The organism is Bradyrhizobium sp. STM 3561 (assembly GCF_045571455.1).
Lineage (GTDB): Bacteria > Pseudomonadota > Alphaproteobacteria > Rhizobiales > Xanthobacteraceae > Bradyrhizobium > Bradyrhizobium vignae.
Window position 1 is genome coordinate 5,304,906 of sequence record NZ_CP120695.1, and the last position, 24,630, is coordinate 5,329,535.

Genomic DNA, 24,630 nt, shown 5'->3' on the forward strand with positions numbered 1-24,630 from the left:
ATTTTCCCTAAGCTGCTTTAGCTTGGTAAGATAGATCTGTACGACAAGGCGCTGCCGATCGTCAACGTGCGCTTCGACCACGACGTTGATGTCGTCTGGATCATCGTCTCGCCGATTGATGAATTGGCCGTCCTTTTTTCCTCGTAGATGATAACGCGCCCTCGGCCCTTTTCCACGTCGCATTCGCCGATGCCCCAGCGGCCGAGTATGCCCCACTTTTTCGCGACGTCGACAGGTGAAGCTTGCGTGGCTTGAATCAATAACAGGCTCATGGCCAGTGCGAACATCGAAGCCGATGAGATCCGGCAGCTCATCAATCGTTATCTCTGTTCCAAGACAAGCTTAGACTGTTGCGTCGCTGTTTGTGATACGTCTCCACGTCAGCAAACGTTCGCGTCTGGATTGTTTGCGAATTGCTTGCGAGATCCGTGTCGATCGCAGCACGAGCAGCACATGGACCGTTCTATAAAGTTCCGCCTTTTCGAACAATCTTCAAATGGCGCGCGATCGCCTTGAGCAAGTCCGGGTCGGCCTCGCCCCTGTCCGGCTTCGACTCGCGGGCGAGCGCCTGCGCAATCGTATACCGGCCGCTGTCCCTCGCTTCGATCCTGCGACGGTGAAAGGCCACGATGTCGGTGAAAGGATGCTCGAGCTCTTCCGCCATCAGCTCGGCGATCAGCGCCGCGGCGGCGTCCCAGCTCGCCGCCCGTCGCAGCACGTCGAGCAGCAGCAGGCGGGTGTCGAGCGATATGAGGGGACCTTCGCCGAGGTGACCGGCGGCTCTGAGCCGCACGAAGCGCTCGTCTGGGCTCGAGAATTTCTTGATCAGGCCGAGATCGTGAAAGGCCGCGGCGACATAAAGGAGCTCACGGTCGAAGCGCAGATTCCTCTGACGACCCTGTTCAGCAGCGAACAGGTAGACGCGGATCGAGTGACTAAACAGCAGATCGGTGGAATGTTCGCGCAGGATGTCTGTCGCCTCTTTGGCAAGCAAGGAATCGGGAATGACGAGAGCCTGGGCGAGATTTGGGGTTGTCATTGTTTCTTCCTTTCAAGTTAGTTTGGGCTTGGCTGCGCGTTGCGCGCGAACGCAAGGACGAAATGATGCTGATCAACTCGCTCCGACGTCGAGCACGATCTTTCCTTTCGGCTGAGGCCGCACGCGCTCCAGCATCAAATGCGCCTCGCGCGCATCGGCGAGGGGTAAGACTGCCCCCACCTTTGTCCGTAGTTTTCCACCATCGACCAGGCGAGCGATCTCCCTGAGATACTGGTCCGTGACGTTGACCAGAAAGAAGCTGGCGTCGACACCATAGCGCAGCTAGATCCTGATCCGGACGGGACACTGCGGAGACCAGCTTGCCACCGCGACGAAGGACCTGAAACGAGCGGGTTTGGGTTTCGCCGCCGACCAGATCAATAACGGCGTCCGCATCGCGTACTACCTCTTCAAAGCGCTGGGTCCGGTAATCAATGACGGTGTTTGCGCCGAGGTTGCGCACGGCGGAAACATCGTCCGTCGATACGGTTGCGATGGTTTGCAGGCCCGCGTGACGGCCCAGTTGAATGGCATGAGATCCGACATTGCCCGCTGCTCCGTGAATGACCACCGTTTGACCTGCTTTGAGCTGGGCCTGGTCGAACAACGCCTGCCATGCGGTGATGGCAACGACAGAAACGGAGGCGGCTTCAACGTAGGTTAGCGAGGTTGGCTTAGTCGAAACCATCCCTGCGGAAGCGACAGCGTATTGGGCGTAGGCCCCGACAACCTGCGGGTTCGTAACACCGTACACCTGATCTCCCACAGCAAACTCGGCAACGTCAGGGCCCACGGCGACGATTTCACCGGAAAGATCTGAGCCCAAAGTGAGAGGAAGCGGTTGCGGCAAAGCGCTCTTGCCAGCCCTGATCCAGCCATCCCATGGTCCGACCCCAGCGGCTCTGACTTTGACCCCTCGCCAGCGCCTGGCTCGGGCCGTGGAACGGGCTCGAACTTCATGATCTCTGGTGGCCCGAACTCGCGAACGCGCCAAGCCACCATTGTCGAAAGAGTTCGCTCTTCAGTAGCGTCACGAACGATGCTGCTCGGAATCATCTGAAACTCCCGGTGCTTAGCTGGCCATGTCCGTATGTGGCCACGGAGCGCTGCTTTAAACAACAAGCCCGATCCTACGGATCAGGACAGCTGCACGTCGTTTCTTGACAAGATCAGCGCGAGCGGGCACGTCTTATCGGGTGCTATCGAATCGCACCTGACGAAGCGACTTGCAGAACCCAACTCTTAGAAGGTCAGGATCTCTAGGCCCTGTCAGGCTTTCTGTGCCGCGGAGATCTGCCGCAACTACCGTTGTGAGCAGTTGCTGGCCGCGTCGACATAGTAGGGGGCGGGCCGAAACGAGAGTCGTGGGTACGTGCCACGCCGGCACGTGGCGGCTGGGCTATCTCGATCCTGGAGGAAGCTGGCGCCATCCGGAATGCGAGGAGCACGGCTGCATGCAGGACCGCCGCGATCCGCATGCGGGCGACCGCGCCCGCCACATCGCTCGGCGACATTTGCCGCCGGACATCCCGCCAGCCCATGGCGGAGGTGCAGCCCGGAGGGTCCAGCAGAGGCCGACTAGGTCCGGAGGATTCCGGGGGCCCCTCGTCCAACGCGCAAAGCGCCTTAAGGAGTCGTCCGTTAAGAAGCCGATTGCAGCGGTGAGCGGTCGCTGATGGCTGCGATGAGGGTGGCCAGGAAGAGGCACCAAAGAACCCTCAGCCAGGCGAGGATGCGGCGGAAGTTGTGACCGACGGCAGAGAGGATGACGTTGGCGGCATCGCCGGCGCGGCCTTTGAGGTAGCAGCGGCCGAGGTGACCATCGGCCTTCAGGTGTCCGATGACGGGTTCGATGGCGGAGCGGCGGCGCAGCTCGCGCTTGATGATACCGAAGACGCCGCGCTTCTGGCCGGAGATGAAGACACGGCGCGGGTTCTGCGCGTCATGGCCGCGGTATCCCTTGTCGACATAGGCCCGCTCGATCGGACAGCCGGTGAGTGTCTCGGTGCGGTCGATGACGTCCCGCAGGGTGTGACCGTCGTACGGGTTATCGGGTAGCGCCCTGGCGTGCAGCACGAACAGGCCGCCGGGAGCACGGCGGTTGTTGGTGACGATGGAGGCTTTGACACCGAACTCGTAAGGCGCGGCTGCTTTGCCCTTGCCGATGCACTCGACCTCCGGAGCATGGAAGGAATACAGCTTCCAGCCGCGCTGGCGCTGCTGCTGCGAGCGGATCTGCGCGGCCCGGCTGAGCGGCAGGGCGAAGGCGTTCTCGAGCACGGCCTGAGCTTCGATCTTGCGGCGGATATCGCGGATGATCCGGCCCAACCGGCTGCGCAGGATGCGCAACTGCCGCTGATGCCGTTTGAATTGCTTGGCATGGGCGTAGCGGGAAGCCATCATGGCCGCGGTCTTGGCAATGCGAAGATAGGACTGCCGCAGCCTGATCCCGTGCTTCCTCGCCAGACGGTTGAGCCCCTTGATCGCCGCGTGCAGCAGCTTGGCATCGGTCGGGAAGGTGATGGCCTTTGGCTGCACCGTGGTATCGACTGTGACCCGCTTGAGGTCTTGGCCGCGTAACGCGCCGGCCTCGTGCGCCACCCGCAGGCTCTCGGCCAGCAGCAGTTCCAGCTTGTCGCCGAGCCGCTTGCGCCAGTGGCTCAGGTCCGAGCGCTCGTGCGGGAAGGCGTGCTGGAAGAACTCTTCGCCGGTGAAGTACTGGAAATATGGGTCGTGGACCCAGCGCTCGCAGACCCCTCATCGGACAGGCCGTAAATGTGCTTGAGCAGCAGCAGCCCGATCACGAAGCGGGTCGCGATGCCGGGCCGGCCGTTCTCGCTGTAGAGCGGCGCGATCTCGCCGTCGATCCAGTCCCAATCGACCTTGCCAGCGAGCTGAACCAGCTCGTGCTTCATGTTGATGATCTGGTCCAGCCTGGCCCGGAACAGATCGCCCGATCCCGTCGTCCTGTGCTTCTTCGGTCGCATCGCCACCTCCGATGCGGCCACCGAATCATGTCTGGCGATTCGACGGAATCCTGAAAATGAAATTGCAAGGTTCCGATGCCCGAAGCATCAAAACCCTGCAATCCTAAAACACCCCGCAACCACAAATGCGATTCCAGCTCAATCGCTTAGCCGCTCTTCACGGATGACTAAGGATCTCGTCGACGGCGACCGGGGCCTTCAGCCCTTCCGGCGCCCGCAGCGACGGGCGCGGTTTTTTGGCGCCGAATAGGGATGCTTAATCCTTCGACGCCAACCCAGAACTAGCCGGCGGCAGCGAACAGATCCCACTTACCCGGCAGCCCCTTGAGCTCATACGAACCGCGTTGGCTGAACCGCAGTCCCGCACCCGCGACGAGATCGGTCACGACGCGCGAGACCAGAACCTCGTCGGGTCCGGATTGCGACATGACGCGGGCGGCGGCGTGGACCGCGATGCCGCCGATGTCGCTCCCCCGCATTTCGATCTCTCCAGTATGCAGACCGGCCCGCACCGGCAGACCTATCTGCCGGGCAGCATTGCTGAACGTCAAAGCGCAGCGGATCGCGCGGCCCGGCCCGTCGAAGGTCGCGAGCACCCCATCGCCGGTGGTCTTGACCAGGTTGCCCCGGTGACGCTCGATGAGCTGACGAGCGAGCGCATCGTGTTGGTCCAGCCTGTTCTTCCATCGTTGGTCGCCGATCTCGGCGGCTTGCCTCGTCGAGTCGACGATATCCGTGAACATGACAGTGGCGAGGATACGCTCAAGATCGGCGTCGCCTGCTTCGCGATGCCCCGTCACGAACTCCTCGATGTCGCCGACCACCGTCTCGGTGTCGCCAGTCCAGAACGCGTGATCTCCCGCCGGATATTCGATGTACTTCGCGCCCGGGATTCCCGCCGCCATCCGACGACCAAGGGCGACCGGTACCTGCGCGTCGGTCGCTCGATGCAGCACCAGCGTGGGCGTCCGGACACACGGTAGAATGCCGGTCACGTCTATCTGGCGGTTCGAGATGATGTAGGACCTGATGGCGCCCGGGCTGCTCGCCAGCTTCTCGAACTTCGCGATGCGCGCGACAGCCTCCGGATTTGAGGCGTCGCTCGCGAAGACGTTGCCCAGAAAGGCTCCGCTACCCCACCGCTTGACAAGGTTCGCCAGCCTTTCTTCGGCGGCCGACGGGGTCAGATTCGGCGGAAAAAGGTCGGCCACGCGGGCAAGGCCACCGAAAAGAACCAGGTGAGACACACGCTCCGGATAGGTGCTCGCGAACAGAACGCTCATGGAGGCGCCCTCGGAAAATCCGACCAGCGCGGCTCGCCGAGATCCGACCGCGTCCATCACCGCGCGCACGTCGTCAATGCGCTCGTCGAGAGAAGGCACGTCGGCCAGCCTGTCGGAGAGGCCCTGTCCTCTCTTGTCGAAAGTGATGACCCTGGAGAACTTGGCCATCCTGCGGAGAAACTTCGTGTAGCCCGGCAGCTCATGTTGATAGTCGATATGCGAGATGATGCCGGGGACCAGGACTACGTCAACCGGCCCGCTACCCATCACCTGATAGGCGATGCTGAAATCGCCGCTCTGCGTATATTGCGTCTCGGGCAATGCTAGTTCAGCCATGGCCAGCCCCGCTGCTCCGGTCTCGGGAACTATCGAGCATATCGCATTGAAGATCAACGCAGCCGTCGAATGTCGTGGCGCGATCAAGAGAGAGGATGGTCAAAGGGCCGATGGCGGGGACCCCGCGTTCTAGGAATCGGGCCGGAATCCCGCGCTGGTTTGTACGGGATTTGTACGCTCGGTTTGGGCCCAACAAAAAGGCCTCGCCGACGGCGCGCACAAGGCCTTGATCCTACTGGATAATCCTTTGGTAGCGGGGGAGCGCTACCGCCTTTCCCCACACCAACCAAACCTACGATATCTCATCCAATCTTACGCATAGGGCAGTTCGTGACCCTGGGGTAAGCGCAGTTTTATGCTCCTCCAGGGGAATGTTGAAAGATCTCGGGCTACCGGTCGGGTGAAAGCGGCCTTTGTCGTGAAAAATCGTAAGCGAGCGCATTTTGATGCCGCTATCGTATGGTAGGGCGCGCTGTCTCTGGTCAGAATTTCACGCGGGTCGGATTGCAGGTTCAAATCCCGGAGGCGCAACCACCACTACCGACATTCGGTTCAAGTTGCGATCTGACTGAGGGATGCCCTGCCTCCCGAACGCAGTGAACATCTTCTAAGTGATTGATTTTTTTGTTGTCGTGGACATTTCCGTCCCGTTTTGTTCACGGTCGTTTCACCCAATTCATTGCGATTTCGTTGCGGCGTTTCGAGACGAGAACGAAGGCTGCCGGTGGGTTCGCTACCGCCCTCTCCCTTACGGCCGTCCTGACGTAAGCATCGGAAATTTCGACAGCCGAGCTAATTAAGAGACAGCCGCGGGGTGAGAAGAATCAATGGCTTGCTGGTCGTACCACCGGCCTTATCCGGCCGAAGACCGGCATTCGTCGCACGATCCTAGTGCTTCGTTGCACTGCTCTCCTCCTTCATTACTTGCCGTAATGCCGTGGCCTCCTCGACGTCGACGATGATCGCGTCCCCACCTTCGGCCACGTCTTTCGTTGAGGGGGCGGCGCCGCTTGGACCACGCATTTGCGTTGTTGCGGTAGGCCCATATCCAACCCGGCGGCAACCGACAAAGTTGTCACGACCGTCGCCTTGGGGCGGCTCTGCGACGCCGACGTAATCATCACGGGTTCGAAAGGTGTGGATCACGGCACGGTATAGTTAGCCCTCTCAACCAGTCCTTGCCGCTCCACGGCCCGGCATTGCCGGACTGTCGAGATCGCGTCCAGAAACAATCTGAAACAAAAATCTTCGCCATTTGGCCCGAATCTTGGACAAACAAGTCGCATGGCCATTCCCAATCCCAACATCCTTGTCGTCGAGGACGACCGCGAAACCCGGACGTTGATTGCGAAATACCTGCGCAACAACGCCTGCAACGTCACGGCCGTGAGCGACGGGCGCGAGATGTCGCGCGCCATGGCCGACCACCGCGTCGATCTCATCATCCTCGATGTCATGCTGCCCGGCGAAGACGGGCTCAGCCTCTGCCGGAAGGTGCGTTCGGAAGCGCAGACGCCGATCATCATGCTGACAGCGCGCGGCGAGGACGTCGACCGCATCGTCGGCCTCGAGATGGGCGCGGACGACTATCTGCCCAAACCCTTCAACCCGCGCGAGCTGCTCGCCCGCATCAACGCAGTGCTTCGCCGCCAGGCCGCCGCGCAAGCGGCGAGCGCGGTCCAAGGCGCGAGCACGCTTGCCTTCGAAGGCTGGCGCATCGATCTGCGCCTGCGCGAATTGCGTAATCCGGATGGCGCGCGCGTCGCGGTGACCAGCGCCGAGTTCGATCTCCTGCGCACGTTCTGCGAGCGGCCCGGCCGCGTGCTGTCGCGCGACAGCCTGCTCGACCTTACGCAGGGGCGCAACGCCGGCTCGTTCGAACGCTCCATCGACGTGCTGGTCAGCCGAATCCGACGCAAGATCGAGCCAAATCCGCAAGATCCCACCATCATCAAGACGGTGCGCTCCGGTGGTTATCTGTTCACGCCCAGAATCGAAGCGGTGGGCGCGCAGGCGGCCGCGGCGGCCTTGAGCGGCTGACATGCGGCTTTTGGGATTTTTTCATCTCAGAAGCATCAGCGGTCAGATCGCCGCGCTCGTAGTGGTTTCGATCCTCGCGCTGCATCTCATCATTACCGCAGGATTTCTGATCACGCGGCCAGACCGCGCGACGGCGCCGCCCGACAGCGAGCATGAGTTCGTCACTGCTGCGCGCCTCTTGTCCGCGGCAAGCGCCAGCGAACGGCCACGCCTTCTCGCCGACATCGCACGCGCCTTTCCGGAGCTACGGATCGAGCAGATCGCGCCCGGCTCCGCCGCAGCCGTCGGTGGCGTCGAAGCTCCGCACCTGCACGGCATGCACCGCCATCTTGGTGAGGGTTACATGGTCGTTCCACTCGCCCCGGACGGCGGCTCGCCGCGGATCGGCATCCAGCTGCCCGACGGCACGATCATCGCAGGCCACGTCGCACGAGGACGGCCGCCCTGGTTCTGGGGCAATCCCTGGATATCGACCCTGCTGTCTGCCGTGATCAGCGTGACGCTGCTCGGCGTTTGGGCCGCGCATGCGCTGGCGGCGCCGCTATCCTCGTTTGCCAAGGCCGCCGAGGATTTCAGTCTCGATCGGGCGGCCGAGCCGCTGCCCGGGCGTGGACCCGAGGAAATTCGCTCTGTCGCGCGGGCGCTCAACCGCATGCAGGAACGGATCGCGCGGCTGATGTCGGATCGCACGCGGATGCTGGCCGCGATCAGCCACGATCTGCGTACGCCAATCACGCGGCTGCGCCTGCGCGCCGAGTTCATCGAGGACGAGGGTAACCGCAAGCGCATGCTGATCGACCTCGACCAGATGCGCTCAATGCTCGAATCGGTGCTGTCGCTCTTGCGCGACGACCGCAAGATCGAGGCCGTGACGCTAGTCGATATCGCGAGCACGCTCCAGCTCGTCGCCGACCAGTTCGACGACATGGGACATGTCGTGCATTATGACGGGCCAGCTTCCGCGAGCGTCGTCGTACGGGCCGACGATTTGCATCGCGGCGTCACCAACCTCGTCGAGAACGCGGTGCGATTCGGCGCAGAGGTGAAGATCCGTCTCAAGATATCGGACACGAGACTCGTCATCGATGTCGAGGACGACGGTCCCGGCATTTCGGATGCACGCAAGCAGGAGATGCTTGAGCCGTTCGTGCGCGGCGACGATGCGCGCACCATGGACGACTCCACCGGCTTCGGGCTCGGCCTGTCGATCGCACGTGCGATCGCGATCGCCCATGGCGGCGAACTGTCACTGCATGATCGCGAGCCAAAAGGCTTGATCGTTCGGATGCAAATGCCGGTGAAGCAGCGGTCCGTGGCAGCGCCAGTGTGCGATCGACCAGTTCTCGATCGAGAGAGCCTTCTTTCTTGATTGGCCTCCAGCCCGAGCGGGACGGCTTCCACTTTTCGCTTAGATTCTCATTTGCTCATTGAGCATTGGATCTGACTCCCCTGGAAGGGCGTCCGCACGATCCGGTCGAGCCACGGCGCTTCCCTTGGTTACCGAACGACCCCCGGGATTGGATCGAAACCGAGTTCGGCGTTGACACGGCGCTCTGGGAGGCGCGGGTGGAGCACGGCAAATGATCGGGGATGGCCCAGGCGGGCCGGGGGGCAAGGCTCCCGCTCCCCGTTCAGAACGAGGCTTCCACAAGGCCTTGTTTCACTTCAGATAACTTGCAAGATTCAGGCTCAATATCTTCCCGAGAGCAGAATAGGACGCGGTGAGCTGCGACTCGTATGTCGAGATCTCCGCCGTAACGGCGGCGACGTCGACATTGGTGAGGTCGCTCGACAACGTTTCGGCATAGCTCTTGTAATCGGTCTGGTGGGCGCTCGCCGTCTCGATCGAGGACGCCGCGCTGGAAAGCTTGGCCTGCACGGCCGCCGTCTCGTCGAGCGCCGTGCTGGCGAGATCCAGCGCGCTGGAGATGTCCGCGGATGACAGCGAGGTGCTGTTGGCGACGAACTTCAGCACGCGCATCACCTCCTCGAACGCCGAATTGTCCGCGGTGACGCCGTAAGACACGGTGTCATTGGCGGCAACCCGCACCGAGGCGATCTCGCTGTCGCCGTTGTAGTAACTGGTGTCCGCCATGGTCATCGAACCGGTGCCGGACGCAAAGCTCGTGAGATCGACCGGGGCCATGTCCGTCTTGCCGCCAGCGAAGACGTACTGGCCGTCATATTGCGTGTTCATCAGCGAGCCCATCTGCTCCAGCATCTGCTGAGCGGAGCTGATCACCGAATTCACCTCGGTCGAGCTTCCGGTCGAGGCGGCGGTGAGCTGGGAGCGAAGTTGACTAATGATGTCGGTCATCGAACCGACCGCCGAATACATCACCTGCACCTTGCTGTCGGCGAGCGTCGCGGCATCGATATAGGATTGCGCGCGCGTCACCGAAACTTGGAGGTTGACGACATGCTGGGCGTTCGAGCCGTAGCCGCCGAGATCGCTCGAGATGATGCCCGACGATTCCTGAACCTGCTTCTCGGCCATGACCGCCTGCACGCGCAGCGCGTCGGAGATCATCTTGCTCGACTGCGCGAAGGTCGCGACCCGCATCGAAACCACGGCCCGTCTCCTCTTACGTCGATTGCACGGCGGAGAGCAGCGCCGAGTACATGGAGTTGATGGCCTGGATCAGCTCGGACGCTGCCGAATATTTGTTCTGGAGCGTGCTGAGTTTCGCCGATTCCTCGTCGAGGTTGACGCCCGACTGCGACGACAATGATTCGGCGTAGGTCGACTGCGCGGTCTCCTTGGCCGTGTAGTTGGTGGAGGCCTGAGACGACTTGCTCGCGACGTCGGACACGACGGCCGAGGCGTAATCGGCGAGGGAGCCGTTGGTGGCGGCGAGCCCGCCGTTGGAGGAAAATGTCCGGGACTCCGTCAAGGCATCGTAGAAGGCATTGACGATCGTGGCAGATCCCGAGGACAGCACCGTGCTGCCGACCGTCGGGCTCGACGAGGAGTCCAGCGTCGCAAGCTGAAGCTCGTTGGTTCCGGACAGGATCTTGCTGTTGACCGCGATATCCGACGCGCTCGTTCCCGTCACCAGATCGTTGAGACCGAAATACTCCGAAAATCCCTCGCCTGAGCTTCCCACCGAGTTCGTCATCTCGTTGATGGCGACGCCCTTGCCGGAGCCGGTCGCGGTGATCGAGAGATGGCCGTCGGAATCGACAGATGCGGAAAGCCCGGAGATGCCGTTGAGCGCGGTGACGAGATCGCCGACCGTGGAATAGGACGAGAGGTCGAGATCACCGTAGGACACCAGATTACCGCTCTGGTCGGTGGCGGCGATGCGCACCGTGCCGGTGGCAGAGAGCGCCGTGCCGCTGGTGACGGCAGACGTACCGGTCAAGCTGGTCGGCGCCGGCACCGAGGAGGCGCTGTTCGAGACGCCGTTCATGGCCGAGGCGAGCTGCTGGGCGAGTTGGTCGAGCTGGGACTGCGCGTCCGGCAGGGTCTTGTCGCGCAACGTAACGAGCGCGCCGATGTCGCCGCCTGATATCTGGGAGGTGATATCGACGCCGTTCACCGTGATCGGGCTGAATCCGCTCGACGAGCCGGCCGTATACGTCGTCGACGCCGTCACTTTGGCCGCGGCAGTATAGCTGATCGCGTGCGCGGAACTGTCGACCAGCGCCTGGCCGGACGCGGTGTAGATCTGGAGATCGCCGTTCGACGCCGTGAAATAGCTGATGTTCATCTTGGAGGCGACGTCCTGGAGCGCGGTGTTGCGCTGATCCTCCAGGTCCGCGGTCGATTGACCGGCCGCCGCAGTCTGCTTGATCGCGGCGTTGAGATCCGCGATCCGCTCCAGATCCGCATTGACGTCGTCGATCGAGGACGAGATGTCCTGGTCGGCGTCGCCGCGGAGCTTCTGGATCCCGCTCGATGTCTCCCGCAACTGGCTCACGACGTCATCGAGTGCGCTGACGACGCTAGATTGCAGCGAGGCGCTGCTCGGCGTGCTCGCCAGCGACGACAATGCCGATTCCAGCGCGGCGATGCTGTTGGCGAGCGAGGTTCCCGTGGAGCTCCTATCGGTGCTGCTGGTCGAGCCATAGAGCTTTTCGAGCGAGGTCAGATACGTGTTGGTCGTATCGGCCGATCCGAGCTCGGATGTCGCGGAGATCAGCGACTTCAGCAGTAGCTTGTCGACCGTCGAGGTGATACCCGCCACCGTGACACCGGTACCGACGCCGTTGGTGACGCTGCTCGACTGGTTTGCGGTCTTTGTGGTGTAGCCCGTCGTGTCGGCGTTCGAGATGTTCGACGACGTCACGCTGATCTGCACGGACGTGGCCGACAGTCCGCTGAAGGCGATCGATCGTGCGATATTCAGTGACACGGCGGCCCCCTTGAATCGTCATGCGCTGCGGCTGGTGCCGCTGGAGACGGCGCGCGCGGCGACCCGGCCGGAGGCGCCATAGGGCGACACTGCCGCGATCTGCTCGCGGATCGCCTGCATGACAGCCTCGATCCTGCGGCTGCTCGCCTCGATCGCGGCGCGCAGGCGCACCAGATTCTCGTCCATCGCCGCGCGCAACTTCAGGATCCGCTCCATGAGCTGCTCGCGCAGGATCCGATCCGGTACGTTCAGGCTGGTCGTGCCCGCCGCGCACTCGGCAACTGTCCGTTCGAACATCTCCGCCAGGCGGTTCTTCTCGTCGACCTGTTTCAGGCGCGAGGCCGGCAGGCCCTTGGCGAGCTCCGCATTCTCCTCGGCGACCAGCGCGGTCAGAGCATCGATGAGTGCGATCAGCGACTTGATCCGCGTATCGCCGTTTGCGGCGCTCGTTCCCGTGGCTTTGGCTGCTGTCATGGTCATCGCCTTCTTCTAGTTATTCCGTTTGCGCGGCCGGCCTGCGCGTTACGCAGATAAGCGCCGATCGCGGTCTTCCTAACGGTTGCTTGCCTCATCTCGCACTCGACCTCCGCGCATTCGCGCAGCAGGCCACGGCGCGCCGTCTCGACATCGTCGATCAACGCGAGCAACTGCCTGCGGTCGTCGCCCTTGGCCGTCGCGGCCCGCGCCACCAGTCGTTGCAGCCGGCGCAGCAGCGCCTCTCCGGCCACGCTCGCTTTTTCGCCGGGCATCGCTCACCTCATCGCCGAGATCAGGGTGTCGTACATATTGTTGACGGTGGAGATGACCTGGGACGCCGCCGAATAGGCCTGCTGCGCCGAGATCATGCTCGAGAACTGGCTGGCGGTGTCGGTGGTCGAGGACTCCAGCTCGCCGCCGAAGATGGTGCCCGCGCCGTTCTCGCCGGAGGCCTGCAACACGGCATTGCCCGACGTCACGGTCGCCGAATAGATCCCGTCGCTGGAGGCGGCGAGCCCGTTTGGAGCGGCGAAGGTCGCCACCGCGATCTTGTAGATCGCGATGGTCTGGCCGTTGGAATAAGTGGCGTTGACCACGCCGTTATTGCCGATCGCGATGCTGGACAGCTTGCCATAGGACAGGCCATCGGAATCGATACTGGTGACGTTGACGGACGGCGTGGTCTCGCCGGAGGCATATTGCGTGAGGCCGTCAGTCTTGCCGGCAGTGCCGAGATCCAAGGTGACGGTGCTGTCGGTAGCGCCATCAGCCCAGCCTGAGATCGAGACGGTCGCCGGGTCCGGGCTGGTACTGGCGAGCGAGCCGTCGCTGTTGAAAGTGATGTCGACCGTGCCGGAAGCCGTGCCCGTCGCGGTCGTGGTATCCGAGGTCGAGGTCGGGTTGGCGAAGCTCGCACTCCAGGTGTTGGTCCCAGTTTTACTCCAGGTGATCTGCATCGAATTCGCGGCACCAAGCGAATCGTAGACCGTCATCGAGCTGGTATAGGTGTCGCCCGTCGCTGCGTCCGACGGCAGGTTCGCCGCGATCGTGGTCTTGATGGTGGCGCTGCCGCTGGTCGAGGCGACCTGGGTGTTGATCGCTTCGAGGTTGCTCGCCGATTCACTGCCGACGAAGTTGCCGTCGGCGTCGGTGCGCCAACCCTCGAGGTAATAGCCGTTGTTCTGGAGATAGCCGGCATTGTCGGTGGTGAAAGCACCGTTGCGGGTGTAGGCGACGGTGCCGCCCGACTTGGCGTCGGTCACGACAAAGAAGCCCGAGCCCTGAATCCCGACGTCGGTGGCGTTAGAGGTCGCAGCCAGTAGGCCCTGCTGGGTGATGTTCGCGCGGCCTGAGACGGTGACGCCTCCCGAGGCGTAGGAGGTCGCGTTGCTCGAGGCCGTCACGAGTGCATCGAACATCCCGGACGTCGTCTTGTAGGCGGTTGTGTCGGAATTGGCGATGTTGTCGCTGATCATCGACAGGGACTGGCTCTGCGCACTGAGCGCCGAGATCGCCGAGGATAATGCGCCGCTGAGACTCATGATAGAACTCCGAAATTGATCAGGATGTGACGCCGAGGATGTTGGCGGCGCTGACCGCGACGCCGTTCACCGTGAGCGAGGGCGTGGACGTCGAGGTGTCGATGCCGGTCACCGTGCCGGTGACGGTCGTGTAATTGAGGACCGAGTTGCCGGCGGTGTCCGTCGCCGTCACCGAGATGCTGTACTTGCCACCGTCGGAGAGCTGATTGCCGCTAGAGTCCTTGCCGTCCCAGGTGAAGCTGTTGGAGCCGGAGTTGCCGGTGCCGGTGCCGGTGTAGACGACGTTGCCGGAGGAATCGGAGATGCTGATCGAGACGTCCGAAGCCGTCGACGACAGCGAGTAGCCATAGGTCGCCGAACCGTTGCTCAAGGTCGCCGTATCGGACTTCGCCTCGACAGTGTGGCCGATGTAGTTCACCGAGTTCAGCGTCACCAGGCTCGAGAACGAACTCGCGAGCGACGACAAGGTCGAGTTGATCGACTGCTGCGAGGTGAAATTGGCGTAGGAGGTGAGCTGATTGACGAGGTCGGTGGTTGAGGTCGCATCCAGCGGATTCTGGTTCTGCAGCTCGCTGACCAGAATGCTCAGGAAATCGCTGGATGTCAGAGTCGAGTTGGACGACGTGCTCGACGACGACGAGGTCGTGGTGGTCGCAGTCGTTGCAGAACTCACGGCGGAAACGGTCATCGGAGACTCCGGCCTTCTCTTGCTGCCCGCGACCAGTGTCGGCTCGCGGCGCTTGAAATCTGTGTGCTGATGAAACGGGTGGGAGTGCGGATTCAGGCGGCGATTCACGCGTGCGGAAATCGCTTTCGACACGGCAGAATCTGCCGTGTGTGGGCGGGAGTTAGAGGAGCGACGAGGCCGAGATAAGTCGTTGCGGCGACGGAGCTGTGCTCGCTTGCTTGGGTTGCGGCAAAGCCATCGCTCACGATGAGCGTGGAGGCCACCGATGCTTCCACAGCGTCGTGGCCGGCTTGTCCCGGCCATCACGCCTCGCCGCGCAGCACGACGACCGTGGATGCCGGGACAAACCCGGGTATGAGGACGTCTAAAGCGCGAGGAAACTCGGATGAACTATCGTTTGAGCATGATCCTTTCGGAAAGCCGCTGCACGCTTTTCCGGATCATGCTCTGGCAGTCGATGTGACAGAAAGAGCCGCTCAGCTCCCCGCCGTCTCGCCTTCGGTGCGCGGCTCGGCGGCGTCATCTTTCATTCTCGCGGCCGCAGCGACAATGCGGTCGGCGAGGCCTGCTGGCGCGCGTACTGGCGGTGCCGCGAGCGCGCGGCGCAGGGCGCGCGTCTCTTCCAGCAGGGCTTGCGCGGCGGACGATCGCGCCAGCAGCTCCTGGGCGGGCAAACGCCGATCATCGGGCCAGAGCGAGAGATCCTCGCCCAGCCGGTCGATCAGTTCCTCAAATTCAGTGACGTCCATCGCCCGCCGATCCCGCCTCGGTCAGGTCCGTCATAAAGCATTGCAGGCGCCGCGGAAACCCGATTTCAGCGGACTGACGCGCCAAAACCGCCCGCAGCACTACGGGAGGCGACCGGAACGGAGGCCCGGACGATTGCCGGCACTCCGCCGCCGGCGAGCCGGAGCCTTCAGCCCGTGCGGGCCGAATCGGCGGGCCTGGCCTTGCTGCTCCGCAACGTGGCATCGACGAATTCCCACGCCTCCCTCAGCTCGGTCAGCCCGGCAATGATCCGCTGAAAACTCTCGCGGGCCTGCGGCCGGCCGTAAGCCTTGAGGCTCGCCAGGATCAAAGCATTGTAGGTCTGGAACATTCGTTCCGCCACCGCCCCGCCTTTGGCGAAGTCGAGATTGTGGCTCAGCCCACGCAAGATCGCGGTCGCCTTCATCAGGTGCTCGTGCGCCTCCTCAAAGCGCCGTTCCTCCTGAGCGTTCAGCGACTTCTGGAGCAAGGTGATCGTGCCGCCCAGCAGCATCGAGACCGCCTTGAGCGGCGGCACGCTCGTTGCCGTCCCCCGATAGGCCTGATTGGCCATGTACGCCGTCGGATTGTTCATCATTAGTTACTCGAGCTGGAATTGAGCAGGGCCTTGAGATAATTGAGCGTGCTGTTGGCGCTCTCGATCGCCGCCTGGTATTTCGCATATTGTGTCTCAAGCTGCGACTTCAGCGTCGACGCCGCGCTGTTGATGTCCTCGACCCTCTGCTGGAGCTCATCGTCGCGGGTCGTCAGACTGGTAATCTGTGTTTGCAGCGCGCCGGTCGACGACGAGTAGTCCTTCGCGATGTGATAAAGCTGCGTTGCAATGCCCGAGGTCGACGTCACCGCGATCGATTGCGAGGTCGAGGCGCTATAGGTGAAGGCCATGCCGGCGTAGATCGAGCCGGAAGCGCCGATGATCGTGGTGCCGCTGACCGTGAACAGCGAGGAGTCGCCGCCGACCGAGGCCGACGTGAGTTTGCCGTCGGCATCGACCGCCAGATCCAGGGTGAAGGATTGCGGCGACGTTCCGGTGTTGACGACGCTGAGCTGGCTCGACGACGTAGTGGTCTGCGCCGACAGCAGCTTGGTAACGCCGCTCAGGTTCGTGCTCAGGATATCGGACAGCGTGCCGGTATCCAGCTCGAGTTCATTGCTCTCGTTGAAGGACAGGCCGAGATCGGCCATCGTCATGCCGCCCACGGTCGTGTTCAGGGCATTCTGGAGCGCATCCATGATGTTGCGCATGGTTCCGTCGCCGAACAGCACCGCGCTCGAGTCCGCAGTGCCGTCGGTCGTGGTGGCCTGCTGGGCAATCACCTCGTCGCGAAAGGCGTTGTAGTTGGTGACGAACGTCTCCAGCGTCGATTGGATCTGGCTCGTGTCGGTCTCGATACTGATGTTCAGCGTCGCGCCGTCCGGCGTCTCCTGGAGCAGGCTGAAGGTGACGCCGCTCAGGACGTCCGAGATGTCGTTGGTGTTCCGGGTCATCGCGATGCCGTCGAGCGTGAACTCGGCAGCGTGCGCCTCCTGGAGCACGTCGGTAAAGCTTCCCGAACCGTCGGTCACACCGAGCTCGTTCAGGATATTGTCGCCGGACGCGCTCGAATACGTGATGTCGGCGGCATCCTCCGTGCCCGTCAGTACCATTTGGAACGAAGTGCTGGAGACCTGCACGATCGAGGCTTGGACGTTGGTCGTCGAGGTCTGGGCATTGATGGCATCGACGACATCCTGAAGCGACATCGTGCTGGTGATGGTGATGTCGGACGTGCTGCCGCCCTCCAGACCGATGGAAAACACGCCGGAGTAACCGAGTTCGTCGGTCTGACTCGATTGCGAGGCGCCGGAAACCTTTTGTGCCGTGGCCAGCTGACTGATCGTGAGCGTGTGGTCGCCCATCGCGGCCCCGCTCTTGAGTGTCATGGAGAGCGCCGACGAGGCGCTCACGTCGCCGGTGGAACTGATGCTCGCCGCGCGCGTCGCGAATGCGCTGGTGGACAACGAGTTGACGACCGCCGTCGAAAGCGAGGCCAAGCCCGAATACAACGTCTTCAGGTCGCTCTGGAGCGTCTGATAGGCCGAGATCTTGGCTTCATTGTTCGTAATCGTGGTCGTGATCGTGTCCGCCTGCGCAGTCTTCGCGTCCACGGCAGATTGGATCAGCGCCGTCCAATCGATGCTGCTCGAATTGGTGGTCCCACTCGTCGTGACCGATACGCCCGACGAGGTCGTCGTACTTGTGCTGCTGGTGCTCGAACTGACGCTGGCCACTTTGCTCGGTCGTCCCTGACAGAGAGAGCCGGGCCGGCATCATGCCGGCCCGGCAGTTGGCTATCATTTCAGGAGGCTGAGGAGGTACTGCGGCATCTGATTGGCGGCGGCCAGCGCCGACACGGCAGCCTGGGTCTTCACCTCGGCCGAGGACAGCTTGGACTGCTCGGACGCAATATCGACGTCCTTGATCGCGGAGTTCGCCGACTGGAGATTCTGCGTCTGGGTCGAGATCGAATCAGACGAGAAGTTGAACCGCGATTCCTGTGCGCCGATCGAGGCGCGCGCAGCGGAGACGGTGTCGATCGCGGTATCGAGGGCGTCGAGCGCCGATGTCGCACCGGACTGGGTGCTGACGTCGAGCGTCGAGACGGCGAGCGAGGATGCCGTCAGGCTGCTGAGCTTGATGGTGATGGTGTCGGAGCCGTCCGAACCGACCAGTACGGACACGCCGGACGAGAACACGCTGGATCCATCTAGCAGGCTCTGGCTGGAGTAGCGGGTGCCAGTCGCGATCGAGTCGATTTCGGAGTTGAGCTGTGAGAATTCCGATTGGATATAAGCACGGCTGGAGTCGGTCGTGGTACCTGAGGCAGATTCGGAGGCCAGCGACTTCATGCGCGCGAGGATGTCGGAAATGTTCGAGGCGCCGCCGTCGGCGGTCTGCAGGATCGCGGTGGCCTGCGACGCGTTGGTCGCCGCCTGCTGCAGCGTGGTGACGTCCGAGGAGATGCGCGTGGAGATCGCAAGGCCCGCGGCATCGTCGGACGCCGAGGTGATGCGCGAGCCGCTCGACAGCTTCGAGAGCGAGCTGCTCTCCTGCGCGGAGTTGATGTTGAGATAGCGGACCGCGGCGTTAGCGGCGGTATTGGTGTTGATTGCGGGCATTGGAAGCTCCTGTGCTGATGGACATGGCGTGCCGCATCGTTGAAGACGATTGACGACGCAGACCCCAGCCCCGTCCGTTCGCTCAAACGTCGGAGTGCAGGAAGATCAGGCGCGGAAACTTCTGTGAGCCGAATTTTATGGTTAGCGGTCGGTAAACGCAGTGCGGATGTCGCGTTCGTGCTTGCGCAGAAGCTGGCGGAGCTGCTGGCGTCCGCGCTTGAGCAGCGACTCGACGGCTGCGACCGTCGTATCCATGACCTGGGCGATCTCGCCGTTGCTCATGTTCTCGTGGTACGACAGGATCACCGCGATGCGCTGCTGCTCGGGCAGGCGCTGCATCGCGAGCTCCAGGATGCCGTTCAGCTCATTGCGCTCGATCACGCTTGCGGCATCGGGCTGGCCGTCGGCGACCTCGGGCACGGTGTCGACGTTCTCGGTCCGCGGCCTGCGGCGCAGATCGATGCAGCGGTTGGAGATGACACGGTAGAGCCAGGTCGAGAACTTGGCGCGGCCGTGCTGCCAGCGTCCGCGATGACTCCAGATCTTGAGCATGGTGTCCTGCACCACGTCCTCGGCGTCCGCCGCGTTGCCCACGATGCGGAGCGCGATCGCGTAGGCGCGATCGATGTGACGCTCGACTAACGCGCGGAAAGCGACTTCGTCGCCAGCCGCGAGCCTGTCGAGAAGCTCGCTATCCTCGTCAAAGACGATCTCGGCGGCAACCGGTGCGCTCTCCGGCACGAGCGGCACCGACGGCATCACCGGCACGATCGCATCAACGGGCACCGTCGTCGTGATCTCGGCCTCGGCGGGAGCCCAGACATCAGCAGCGTAATTCATCCCGCAACCTCCAACCCGCAATGCCGGGGGCGCACATGCCACACGGCTTCCAAGCGTTGAACGCGGCGCCAAAATAATCCAGGCGAACAATTTTTGTTATTTTTCAAGATGTTATCCGGTATGTTTTGCCGAGCATCGGGCAATAATTGCCGACCGCGCGATCCTCTCGCGCTTGAAACCTGCAATCATCACATCGTCTCGCGCCATGGCGGATCATTCATCCTGAGCAGATGTAGCGGTGAGAAAACGCTGACATTACGCGGCACTAGGTGATCGAACGCGACGCGCGCGTGGCGCATCAAGAAGCGATTGTTTCCGAGTGTGAATGAACGCGAGACGACTTTCGCACCCGGAAATTTTTTCCGAATCACCATTTCCGAACCTAGCGATTTTTTTGAATCTGTCAGTCGCGACGAATGCGTTTTTAAATCGCGCGTGACCTTTTTTCGCGCTTGCGGCGCCTGACTCCACACATGCGTACGTTAATCGTGTGGGTGGACGGGGAGTTACAGCATGAGGATCGCAACGGCCGGCGCAGAGCGCCGCGCGCAAATTGTTTCTGCTTGGTCGTTCGATGTTTTCGATACATTTCTACTACGCGCGTGTGCGACGCCGGATGGTGTATTTGAAAGGACTTACGAGCTATCGGGCATTTCAACAACTTGTCCGAATGTTTCCACGAATTTCGTTCAGCACCGTATCCAGGCCGAATCGCGTGCACGCCGGACCGCGAAGGAGAAGCGCGGCGAATGCGAAGTGCGCATTGACGAGATCTATTCCTATTTTCCGTTCAGGTTGTTCGGCCTTTCACGAAGCGATCTGAATGACCTGGTCGAATCCGAGTTCGCCGCCGAGGTCGAGCTCTGCCGCGCCAACCCCGACATGATCAGGCAATATCTAGACATGAAGCGTGCCGGCCATCGTGTCGGATTCATTTCGGACACCTATTGGGACACCGGCCGGCTGGCGCGCCTGCTGCGCGCTTGCCATCCCGGGCTGGTCTGGGACTTCCTCTATGCGTCCTGCGACCATGGCAGCGGCAAGAGCGACGCCTTGTTCGCCATCTATATATCCGAGCAAGGCATCGACGCAGGCGCCTCCTTCCATGTCGGCGACAATGAGAGGGCCGACATCAAGGGGGCGAAGCGCCACGGCATCCAGCCCCGCTATTACCCCCAGGCGACGGCGCAGCTCGCCTCGAAATTTCAGCGCGAGACGGCATTGTTCGAGCTATTGTGCACGGGCGCACCATCACGGCTCGATCATGCCGCGCAAACGCTGCGGCGCATGGTCGCCGCGCGCAGCGCCGAGAGGGGTCAAGCCTTCCATCTCGGGCTGACCGTGCTCGGCCCGGTGATGACTGCGTTCGACGCATTCGTGACGCGTCGCTGCGTAGAGATTGCAGGTCCCGGCCGGCAGGTCGCGCTCGGCTTTCTCGGCCGTGATGGGTCTCTGTCGCACCGGATCCGGGAGGAACTGCACGGCCCGACATCCGCCTACCTCGAGATCAACCGTCGCGTCAGCCTGATCGCCTCGGCCGACACGATGCAGCCGCTGGTCGAGTTACTCAGCAAGGTGTTCAAGATCGACGCGCCGGCCTTCCGCGACATGGTGAAGATCATGCCGCCGAAGGTGGCGGCCTTCTTCGCCGCCTTTCCCAGTGGCATCGCGTCCGGCGAGGAGCTCGCCGCGGCGCTTCCCGGGCTGATCGATCCGGCCGAGATCGTCGCGCTCGCCGCGGGCTTGCGCGCCCGGCTGCTCGCCTATCTCCGCCACACCATCCCCGGCTTCGACGACTGCACCGATCTCGTGCTGGCCGATCTCGGCTATTCCGGCAGCGTGCAGAAGGCGCTGCGTCGCATCTTCGACCTCGAAGGCATCGGGATCCGTCTCCACGGCGCGTATCTGATGTCGCTCGACGACGGCTTCGACGACCTCGCCGAGGAGGACAGCGCCGAAGGATTCATCTCCGACCTCGTGGTCACCCCTCACGTCAAGCGCATGCTGATCCGCAACGTCGCGCTGTTGGAGCAGATCTGCTGCTCCGCCGACGGCTCGGTGCGCGACTATGACGGCAACCAGGTGCTTCGCGAGATCAATCCACGGCCAGCGGACCAGATCGCGCTCGCCGCCGAGATCCAGGCCGGGGTCCTCGCCTTTGCCGAGAGTGCTGAAGACGTCGCGCTGGACTTCTGCCTTGAGCCCTATGCCGATCCGGCTGTCGCCGCGCGCTGGTGCGTTGCCACACTGACCCGCCTGTTGCTGCTGCCGGATCACGACGAGCTAACATTGCTCGGCGGATTGAAGCACGACGTCAATCTCGGCACGCATGCGCTGGCACCGATGATCGACGGCGATTTCATCCGTCGACAGATCACCGCGCGCGGCCTCTCCGCCGCCTGCACGGCCCTAGCGCCACCGATGTGGCTGGCGGGCAGCTTTGCGCAGCTATCGCCATCCCACGCCTATTTCTATGCGCTGTTCGGCGCCAACCGCCTGCCGGCCGACGTCTTCGAGGAGAGGCCCTGCGGCCAGGTCCAGGTCGGCCTGTTTCGCGGAAATGGCGAAGCGACGTTGGAGACGGTGACGGTTCACCACAACGGCCTCGGCGAGCTGCGCCTGCGCATTCCCCTGTCGCGGAGCATGGCGGTGACCATAATCGCACTGCCGCTGGCGACATTCGCGCCCGATGGCCTTCTTCACGGCGTGACGGTGCAGCAGGGCGACGACGCTCGCGACGCAGCCGAGAGCCAGGACGTTACCGGCCTTGCGGAGGACGGCCTGATCTTCGCCGGTCTGCAGCGGACCGGTAGCCATTATCGCACCGAGACCGAGGACGGCTGCCTCCTGATCCCGGTCGCCCCGATGACGCAGGACATTGCGGTCTACTCCGTGGCGATTACGCCGCTCCGATCCGGCCCCAAAAAGTGCGCCTGATCGCGCTGTCCGGACCGTTGAAGTCCAAGGGGTTGGCACGAGGGGCACGGAATTGACGGACGAGACGCACGCGGATCTTGATCGGCTACTGCGATCCGGCGGCATCCGGCTCGGAGAGGTCCAGCACGGCCGTCTGGCCTGGCTGGTCAGCCGGTACGGTGCACCGACGCTCGATGGCTTCAGCGAGGGGCGGCGCAACGGCGTCATCATCCTTAGGGAGCCGCCAAGCGGCGCGACGGCCGAGCTGTTCTATCGCTCACTAACGCCCGGCTGCGCCGTCGTCATTCCCAGAAGCGAGAACCCCGGCTTCGACTTCCTGAAGTCCAAGCTGACCGAGTTCGGCACTGTCGGCCCCTGCGGCGTGGACGGCCCGCACGAAATGTGGTGGGGCGGCATCGGCTGGTCGAAATTCCTCACCGCCGCCGATTCATCCACTGATCGCCCGCGGATCGTCTCCTGCTACCCGCGCGGCGGCAACGCAACCGCTGCCTTCGCGCTCCGGCATTCGCTCGAGCGGTTTGACCTCGCCTGCCACATCGAGCCGATCGACACCCAGCTCAGGGACCGCATCCTCTGCTTCGAGAAGACTGAGTTCATGATACGGATGTGGACTAAATATCGCGAGCCGCTGCTGTTCGTCGAAGCCGGCGCCGTGGTGCGCGAGGCGCCGCTGCTGCCGTCCTTCCTCGGCTGCGACGTGGCCTTGCACAAGTGGAATCGCTGGGAGATGTCGGCACGCACGCTCTATCTCGGCCGCACCAAGGCGGCGGAGATGATGCTGCGCGCTTGGCAGCAACTCGCCGCGTCCTATCCCGCGATCTGGGAGGGCTATCTGCTCGACCAGGCCTGGAGCCTGACATCCTCGCAAACGCCTCTCGACACCGCCTGGCTGCCACGCTCCTACCACGCGCTGAAGGGCGACCTCGGTGCGATGCGTGCCACGATCCTGCACGACCCGCAAACGACGACGCTGGAGCTCGGTCCCGATCCCGGCTTCGCGAGCATGGTGCGTGTCGCCCGTCGCGCCGGCCGCACCGGCGCCCACGACGCCTTCATGGTGATGACCTCGAAAGCCGAGACCGGCAACAGCATCGCCGTGATCCTGCGCAACGTCTCGGCCAGCGATGCCTGCGCGGTGGCCGCGACCGTGGAGGCCGTGACTGGCGCCTATGCCGCCGATTGCGGCGGGTACAGCCGGCTCGAGCTGTCGCTCTGCGCCTGGCAGGACGACGTCGGTGCCGCGCGCGAGGCCGCCGCGCAGGCGCGCTGCCGCATCCTGGAGATTGCGCCGGGACAGCACATCGCCAACGACTTCTTCGCTGCCCACGCCTCCGACAAAGCGCTCATGACCGCTCGCCACCTCCTCCCCTGACGGACACCTCACGATGCTCAAGACCATCATCCTGCTCACCGACACCGTGCAACAACAGCAGCCGCTGGCCAATCTGCTCCGCGAGCACAATCGCGACCTCTCCTTTTGCTCGGCGCTCCGCGCATCGGATCTCAGCGCGATCGAGCCTGACGTGCTGAACGAAGCACGGCTGATATCCTTTGCGGCCGATGTCGCAGTTCCCGAGAAGCTCCTGCTCCAGCTCGGCTATGGCGCCTACAAGTTCTACGCCGCGCCGGTGCAATATCCGGGCTTGCCATCGGCGCCCGACGAGAGCGACGACGATCCACGCTGCTATTCCGTGATCGCGCAATCGATGATGATCTGGCCGGATTTCAAGAAGGTGGTCGGCCTGGAGACCGTGACGATTCCTGACGGCACCCCTGCTACCGAGCGCGAGCGTATGGTGTTCTCTCGCCTTGCGTACCTGTTCTGGCAGATGTCGGGCATGATCGCCAGCGATGCCACCGATCTCCCCGGCATCATCGAGTCCATCGAAAGCCGGCGTCCGACGTTCGCGATGATGAACTAAGGGCGCGCCAGCGCGGTGCGAGGCTGAGTGGAGCGCCAGGCGGTGCTCCGGCGCCGCGACCGCGATCGTCCGGCGCGCACACGGCAAGGCGGCAGTCGCGCAGCTCCGCATGCCCAATTCTCCGACACTGGCATCGACATCGATGCTGGCGCACCGCCTGCTCATGTGAGCGTGGCGTTCGATGGGGCGATCGGCAAGACCCTCCGCATTACCTGGCCCTAGATCCTCCACGATGACCATCCAGTGGAGGCGGTC

At 63.0% G+C, this 24,630-nt stretch carries 20 protein-coding genes and 2 pseudogenes; 6 read left to right on the forward strand and 16 right to left on the reverse strand.

The features are described from left to right. Positions 1–17 precede the first annotated feature (17 nt). From P6U28_RS25135 to P6U28_RS25155, 5 genes and pseudogenes are all read right to left on the reverse strand, one after another. Positions 18–314, reverse strand: a complete 297-nt coding sequence (locus P6U28_RS25135; RefSeq protein ID WP_407120156.1) for a hypothetical protein — start codon at positions 312–314, stop codon at positions 18–20. Positions 315–463: 149 nt separating this feature from the next. Continuing rightward, positions 464–1,039 (reverse strand): HD domain-containing protein, encoded by a 576-nt coding sequence (locus P6U28_RS25140; RefSeq protein WP_407120157.1) that lies wholly within the window; start codon positions 1,037–1,039, stop codon positions 464–466. 72 nt (positions 1,040–1,111) lie between these two features. Continuing rightward, positions 1,112–2,095 (reverse strand): annotated as a pseudogene (locus P6U28_RS25145) (NADP-dependent oxidoreductase). Positions 2,096–2,680: 585 nt separating this feature from the next. Continuing rightward, positions 2,681–4,026, reverse strand: a pseudogene (locus P6U28_RS25150) (IS5 family transposase). A gap of 281 nt (positions 4,027–4,307) precedes the next feature. Further along, the gene (locus P6U28_RS25155; protein WP_407120158.1) at positions 4,308–5,645 is read right to left on the reverse strand and encodes an adenylate/guanylate cyclase domain-containing protein; all 1,338 of its coding nucleotides are present in this window, start codon (positions 5,643–5,645) and stop codon (positions 4,308–4,310) included. 1,284 nt (positions 5,646–6,929) lie between these two features. Between P6U28_RS25155 and P6U28_RS25160 the strand changes: the two genes are divergently transcribed. Together P6U28_RS25160 and P6U28_RS25165 are read left to right on the forward strand one after the other, a co-directional pair. Then, positions 6,930–7,685 (forward strand): response regulator, encoded by a 756-nt coding sequence (locus P6U28_RS25160; protein WP_407120159.1) that lies wholly within the window; start codon positions 6,930–6,932, stop codon positions 7,683–7,685. 1 nt (position 7,686) lies between these two features. Then, positions 7,687–9,054 (forward strand): ATP-binding protein, encoded by a 1,368-nt coding sequence (locus tag P6U28_RS25165; RefSeq protein WP_407120160.1) that lies wholly within the window; start codon positions 7,687–7,689, stop codon positions 9,052–9,054. Between the two features lie 291 nt (positions 9,055–9,345). Here the strand turns inward: P6U28_RS25165 and P6U28_RS25170 are convergent, their stop codons facing one another. The 9 genes from P6U28_RS25170 to fliD form a co-directional block, all read right to left on the reverse strand. Further along, the gene (locus P6U28_RS25170) at positions 9,346–10,257 is read right to left on the reverse strand and encodes a flagellin (RefSeq protein WP_407120161.1); all 912 of its coding nucleotides are present in this window, start codon (positions 10,255–10,257) and stop codon (positions 9,346–9,348) included. Between the two features lie 13 nt (positions 10,258–10,270). After that, a complete protein-coding gene (flgK, locus tag P6U28_RS25175) occupies positions 10,271–12,043 on the reverse strand; it encodes a flagellar hook-associated protein FlgK (RefSeq protein ID WP_407120162.1) in 1,773 nt (590 codons plus the stop codon). Between the two features lie 18 nt (positions 12,044–12,061). Further along, positions 12,062–12,517, reverse strand: coding sequence for a flagellar protein FlgN (locus tag P6U28_RS25180; RefSeq protein WP_407120163.1), 456 nt, complete (start codon positions 12,515–12,517; stop codon positions 12,062–12,064). Positions 12,518–12,519: 2 nt separating this feature from the next. Beyond that, on the reverse strand, positions 12,520–12,792 hold the full coding sequence (locus P6U28_RS25185; protein ID WP_407120164.1) for a hypothetical protein: 273 nt from the start codon (positions 12,790–12,792) through the stop codon (positions 12,520–12,522). A gap of 3 nt (positions 12,793–12,795) precedes the next feature. Continuing rightward, the gene (flgE, locus tag P6U28_RS25190) at positions 12,796–14,061 is read right to left on the reverse strand and encodes a flagellar hook protein FlgE (protein ID WP_407120165.1); all 1,266 of its coding nucleotides are present in this window, start codon (positions 14,059–14,061) and stop codon (positions 12,796–12,798) included. A gap of 19 nt (positions 14,062–14,080) precedes the next feature. Continuing rightward, on the reverse strand, positions 14,081–14,749 hold the full coding sequence (locus tag P6U28_RS25195; protein ID WP_407120166.1) for a flagellar hook assembly protein FlgD: 669 nt from the start codon (positions 14,747–14,749) through the stop codon (positions 14,081–14,083). 476 nt (positions 14,750–15,225) lie between these two features. After that, positions 15,226–15,498: a hypothetical protein gene (locus P6U28_RS25200; RefSeq protein ID WP_407120167.1), complete on the reverse strand. Its 273-nt coding sequence runs from the start codon at positions 15,496–15,498 to the stop codon at positions 15,226–15,228. A 167-nt stretch (positions 15,499–15,665) separates the two neighbouring features. Next, a complete protein-coding gene (gene fliS, locus P6U28_RS25205) occupies positions 15,666–16,094 on the reverse strand; it encodes a flagellar export chaperone FliS (RefSeq protein ID WP_407120168.1) in 429 nt (142 codons plus the stop codon). Next, positions 16,094–17,695 carry a flagellar filament capping protein FliD gene (gene fliD, locus P6U28_RS25210; protein WP_407123117.1) on the reverse strand — a complete coding sequence of 534 codons (1,602 nt, stop codon included), beginning with the start codon at positions 17,693–17,695 and terminating at the stop codon, positions 16,094–16,096. The genes fliS and fliD overlap by 1 nt, the downstream gene beginning before the upstream one ends. Here fliD and P6U28_RS25215 point away from each other — a divergent pair. After that, positions 17,604–17,807 carry a hypothetical protein gene (locus tag P6U28_RS25215; RefSeq protein ID WP_210315788.1) on the forward strand — a complete coding sequence of 68 codons (204 nt, stop codon included), beginning with the start codon at positions 17,604–17,606 and terminating at the stop codon, positions 17,805–17,807. The genes fliD and P6U28_RS25215 overlap by 92 nt on opposite strands. A 44-nt stretch (positions 17,808–17,851) precedes the next feature. On the opposite strand, the gene P6U28_RS25220 is transcribed toward P6U28_RS25215, so the two are convergent. Together P6U28_RS25220 and P6U28_RS25225 are read right to left on the reverse strand one after the other, a co-directional pair. After that, the gene (locus tag P6U28_RS25220) at positions 17,852–18,676 is read right to left on the reverse strand and encodes a flagellin (RefSeq protein WP_407120169.1); all 825 of its coding nucleotides are present in this window, start codon (positions 18,674–18,676) and stop codon (positions 17,852–17,854) included. Positions 18,677–18,817: 141 nt separating this feature from the next. Beyond that, positions 18,818–19,516 carry an RNA polymerase sigma factor gene (locus tag P6U28_RS25225; RefSeq protein ID WP_407120170.1) on the reverse strand — a complete coding sequence of 233 codons (699 nt, stop codon included), beginning with the start codon at positions 19,514–19,516 and terminating at the stop codon, positions 18,818–18,820. A gap of 756 nt (positions 19,517–20,272) precedes the next feature. On the opposite strand from P6U28_RS25225, the gene P6U28_RS25230 reads away from it, so the two are divergent. From P6U28_RS25230 to P6U28_RS25240, 3 genes are read left to right on the forward strand one after another with little or no spacing between them, the layout of a single operon-like run. Next, on the forward strand, positions 20,273–22,453 hold the full coding sequence (locus P6U28_RS25230; RefSeq protein WP_407120171.1) for a hypothetical protein: 2,181 nt from the start codon (positions 20,273–20,275) through the stop codon (positions 22,451–22,453). Between the two features lie 52 nt (positions 22,454–22,505). Then, on the forward strand, positions 22,506–23,825 hold the full coding sequence (locus P6U28_RS25235; protein WP_407120172.1) for a hypothetical protein: 1,320 nt from the start codon (positions 22,506–22,508) through the stop codon (positions 23,823–23,825). Positions 23,826–23,838: 13 nt separating this feature from the next. Beyond that, a complete protein-coding gene (locus tag P6U28_RS25240; protein ID WP_407120173.1) occupies positions 23,839–24,375 on the forward strand; it encodes a hypothetical protein in 537 nt (178 codons plus the stop codon). Positions 24,376–24,630 lie beyond the last annotated feature (255 nt).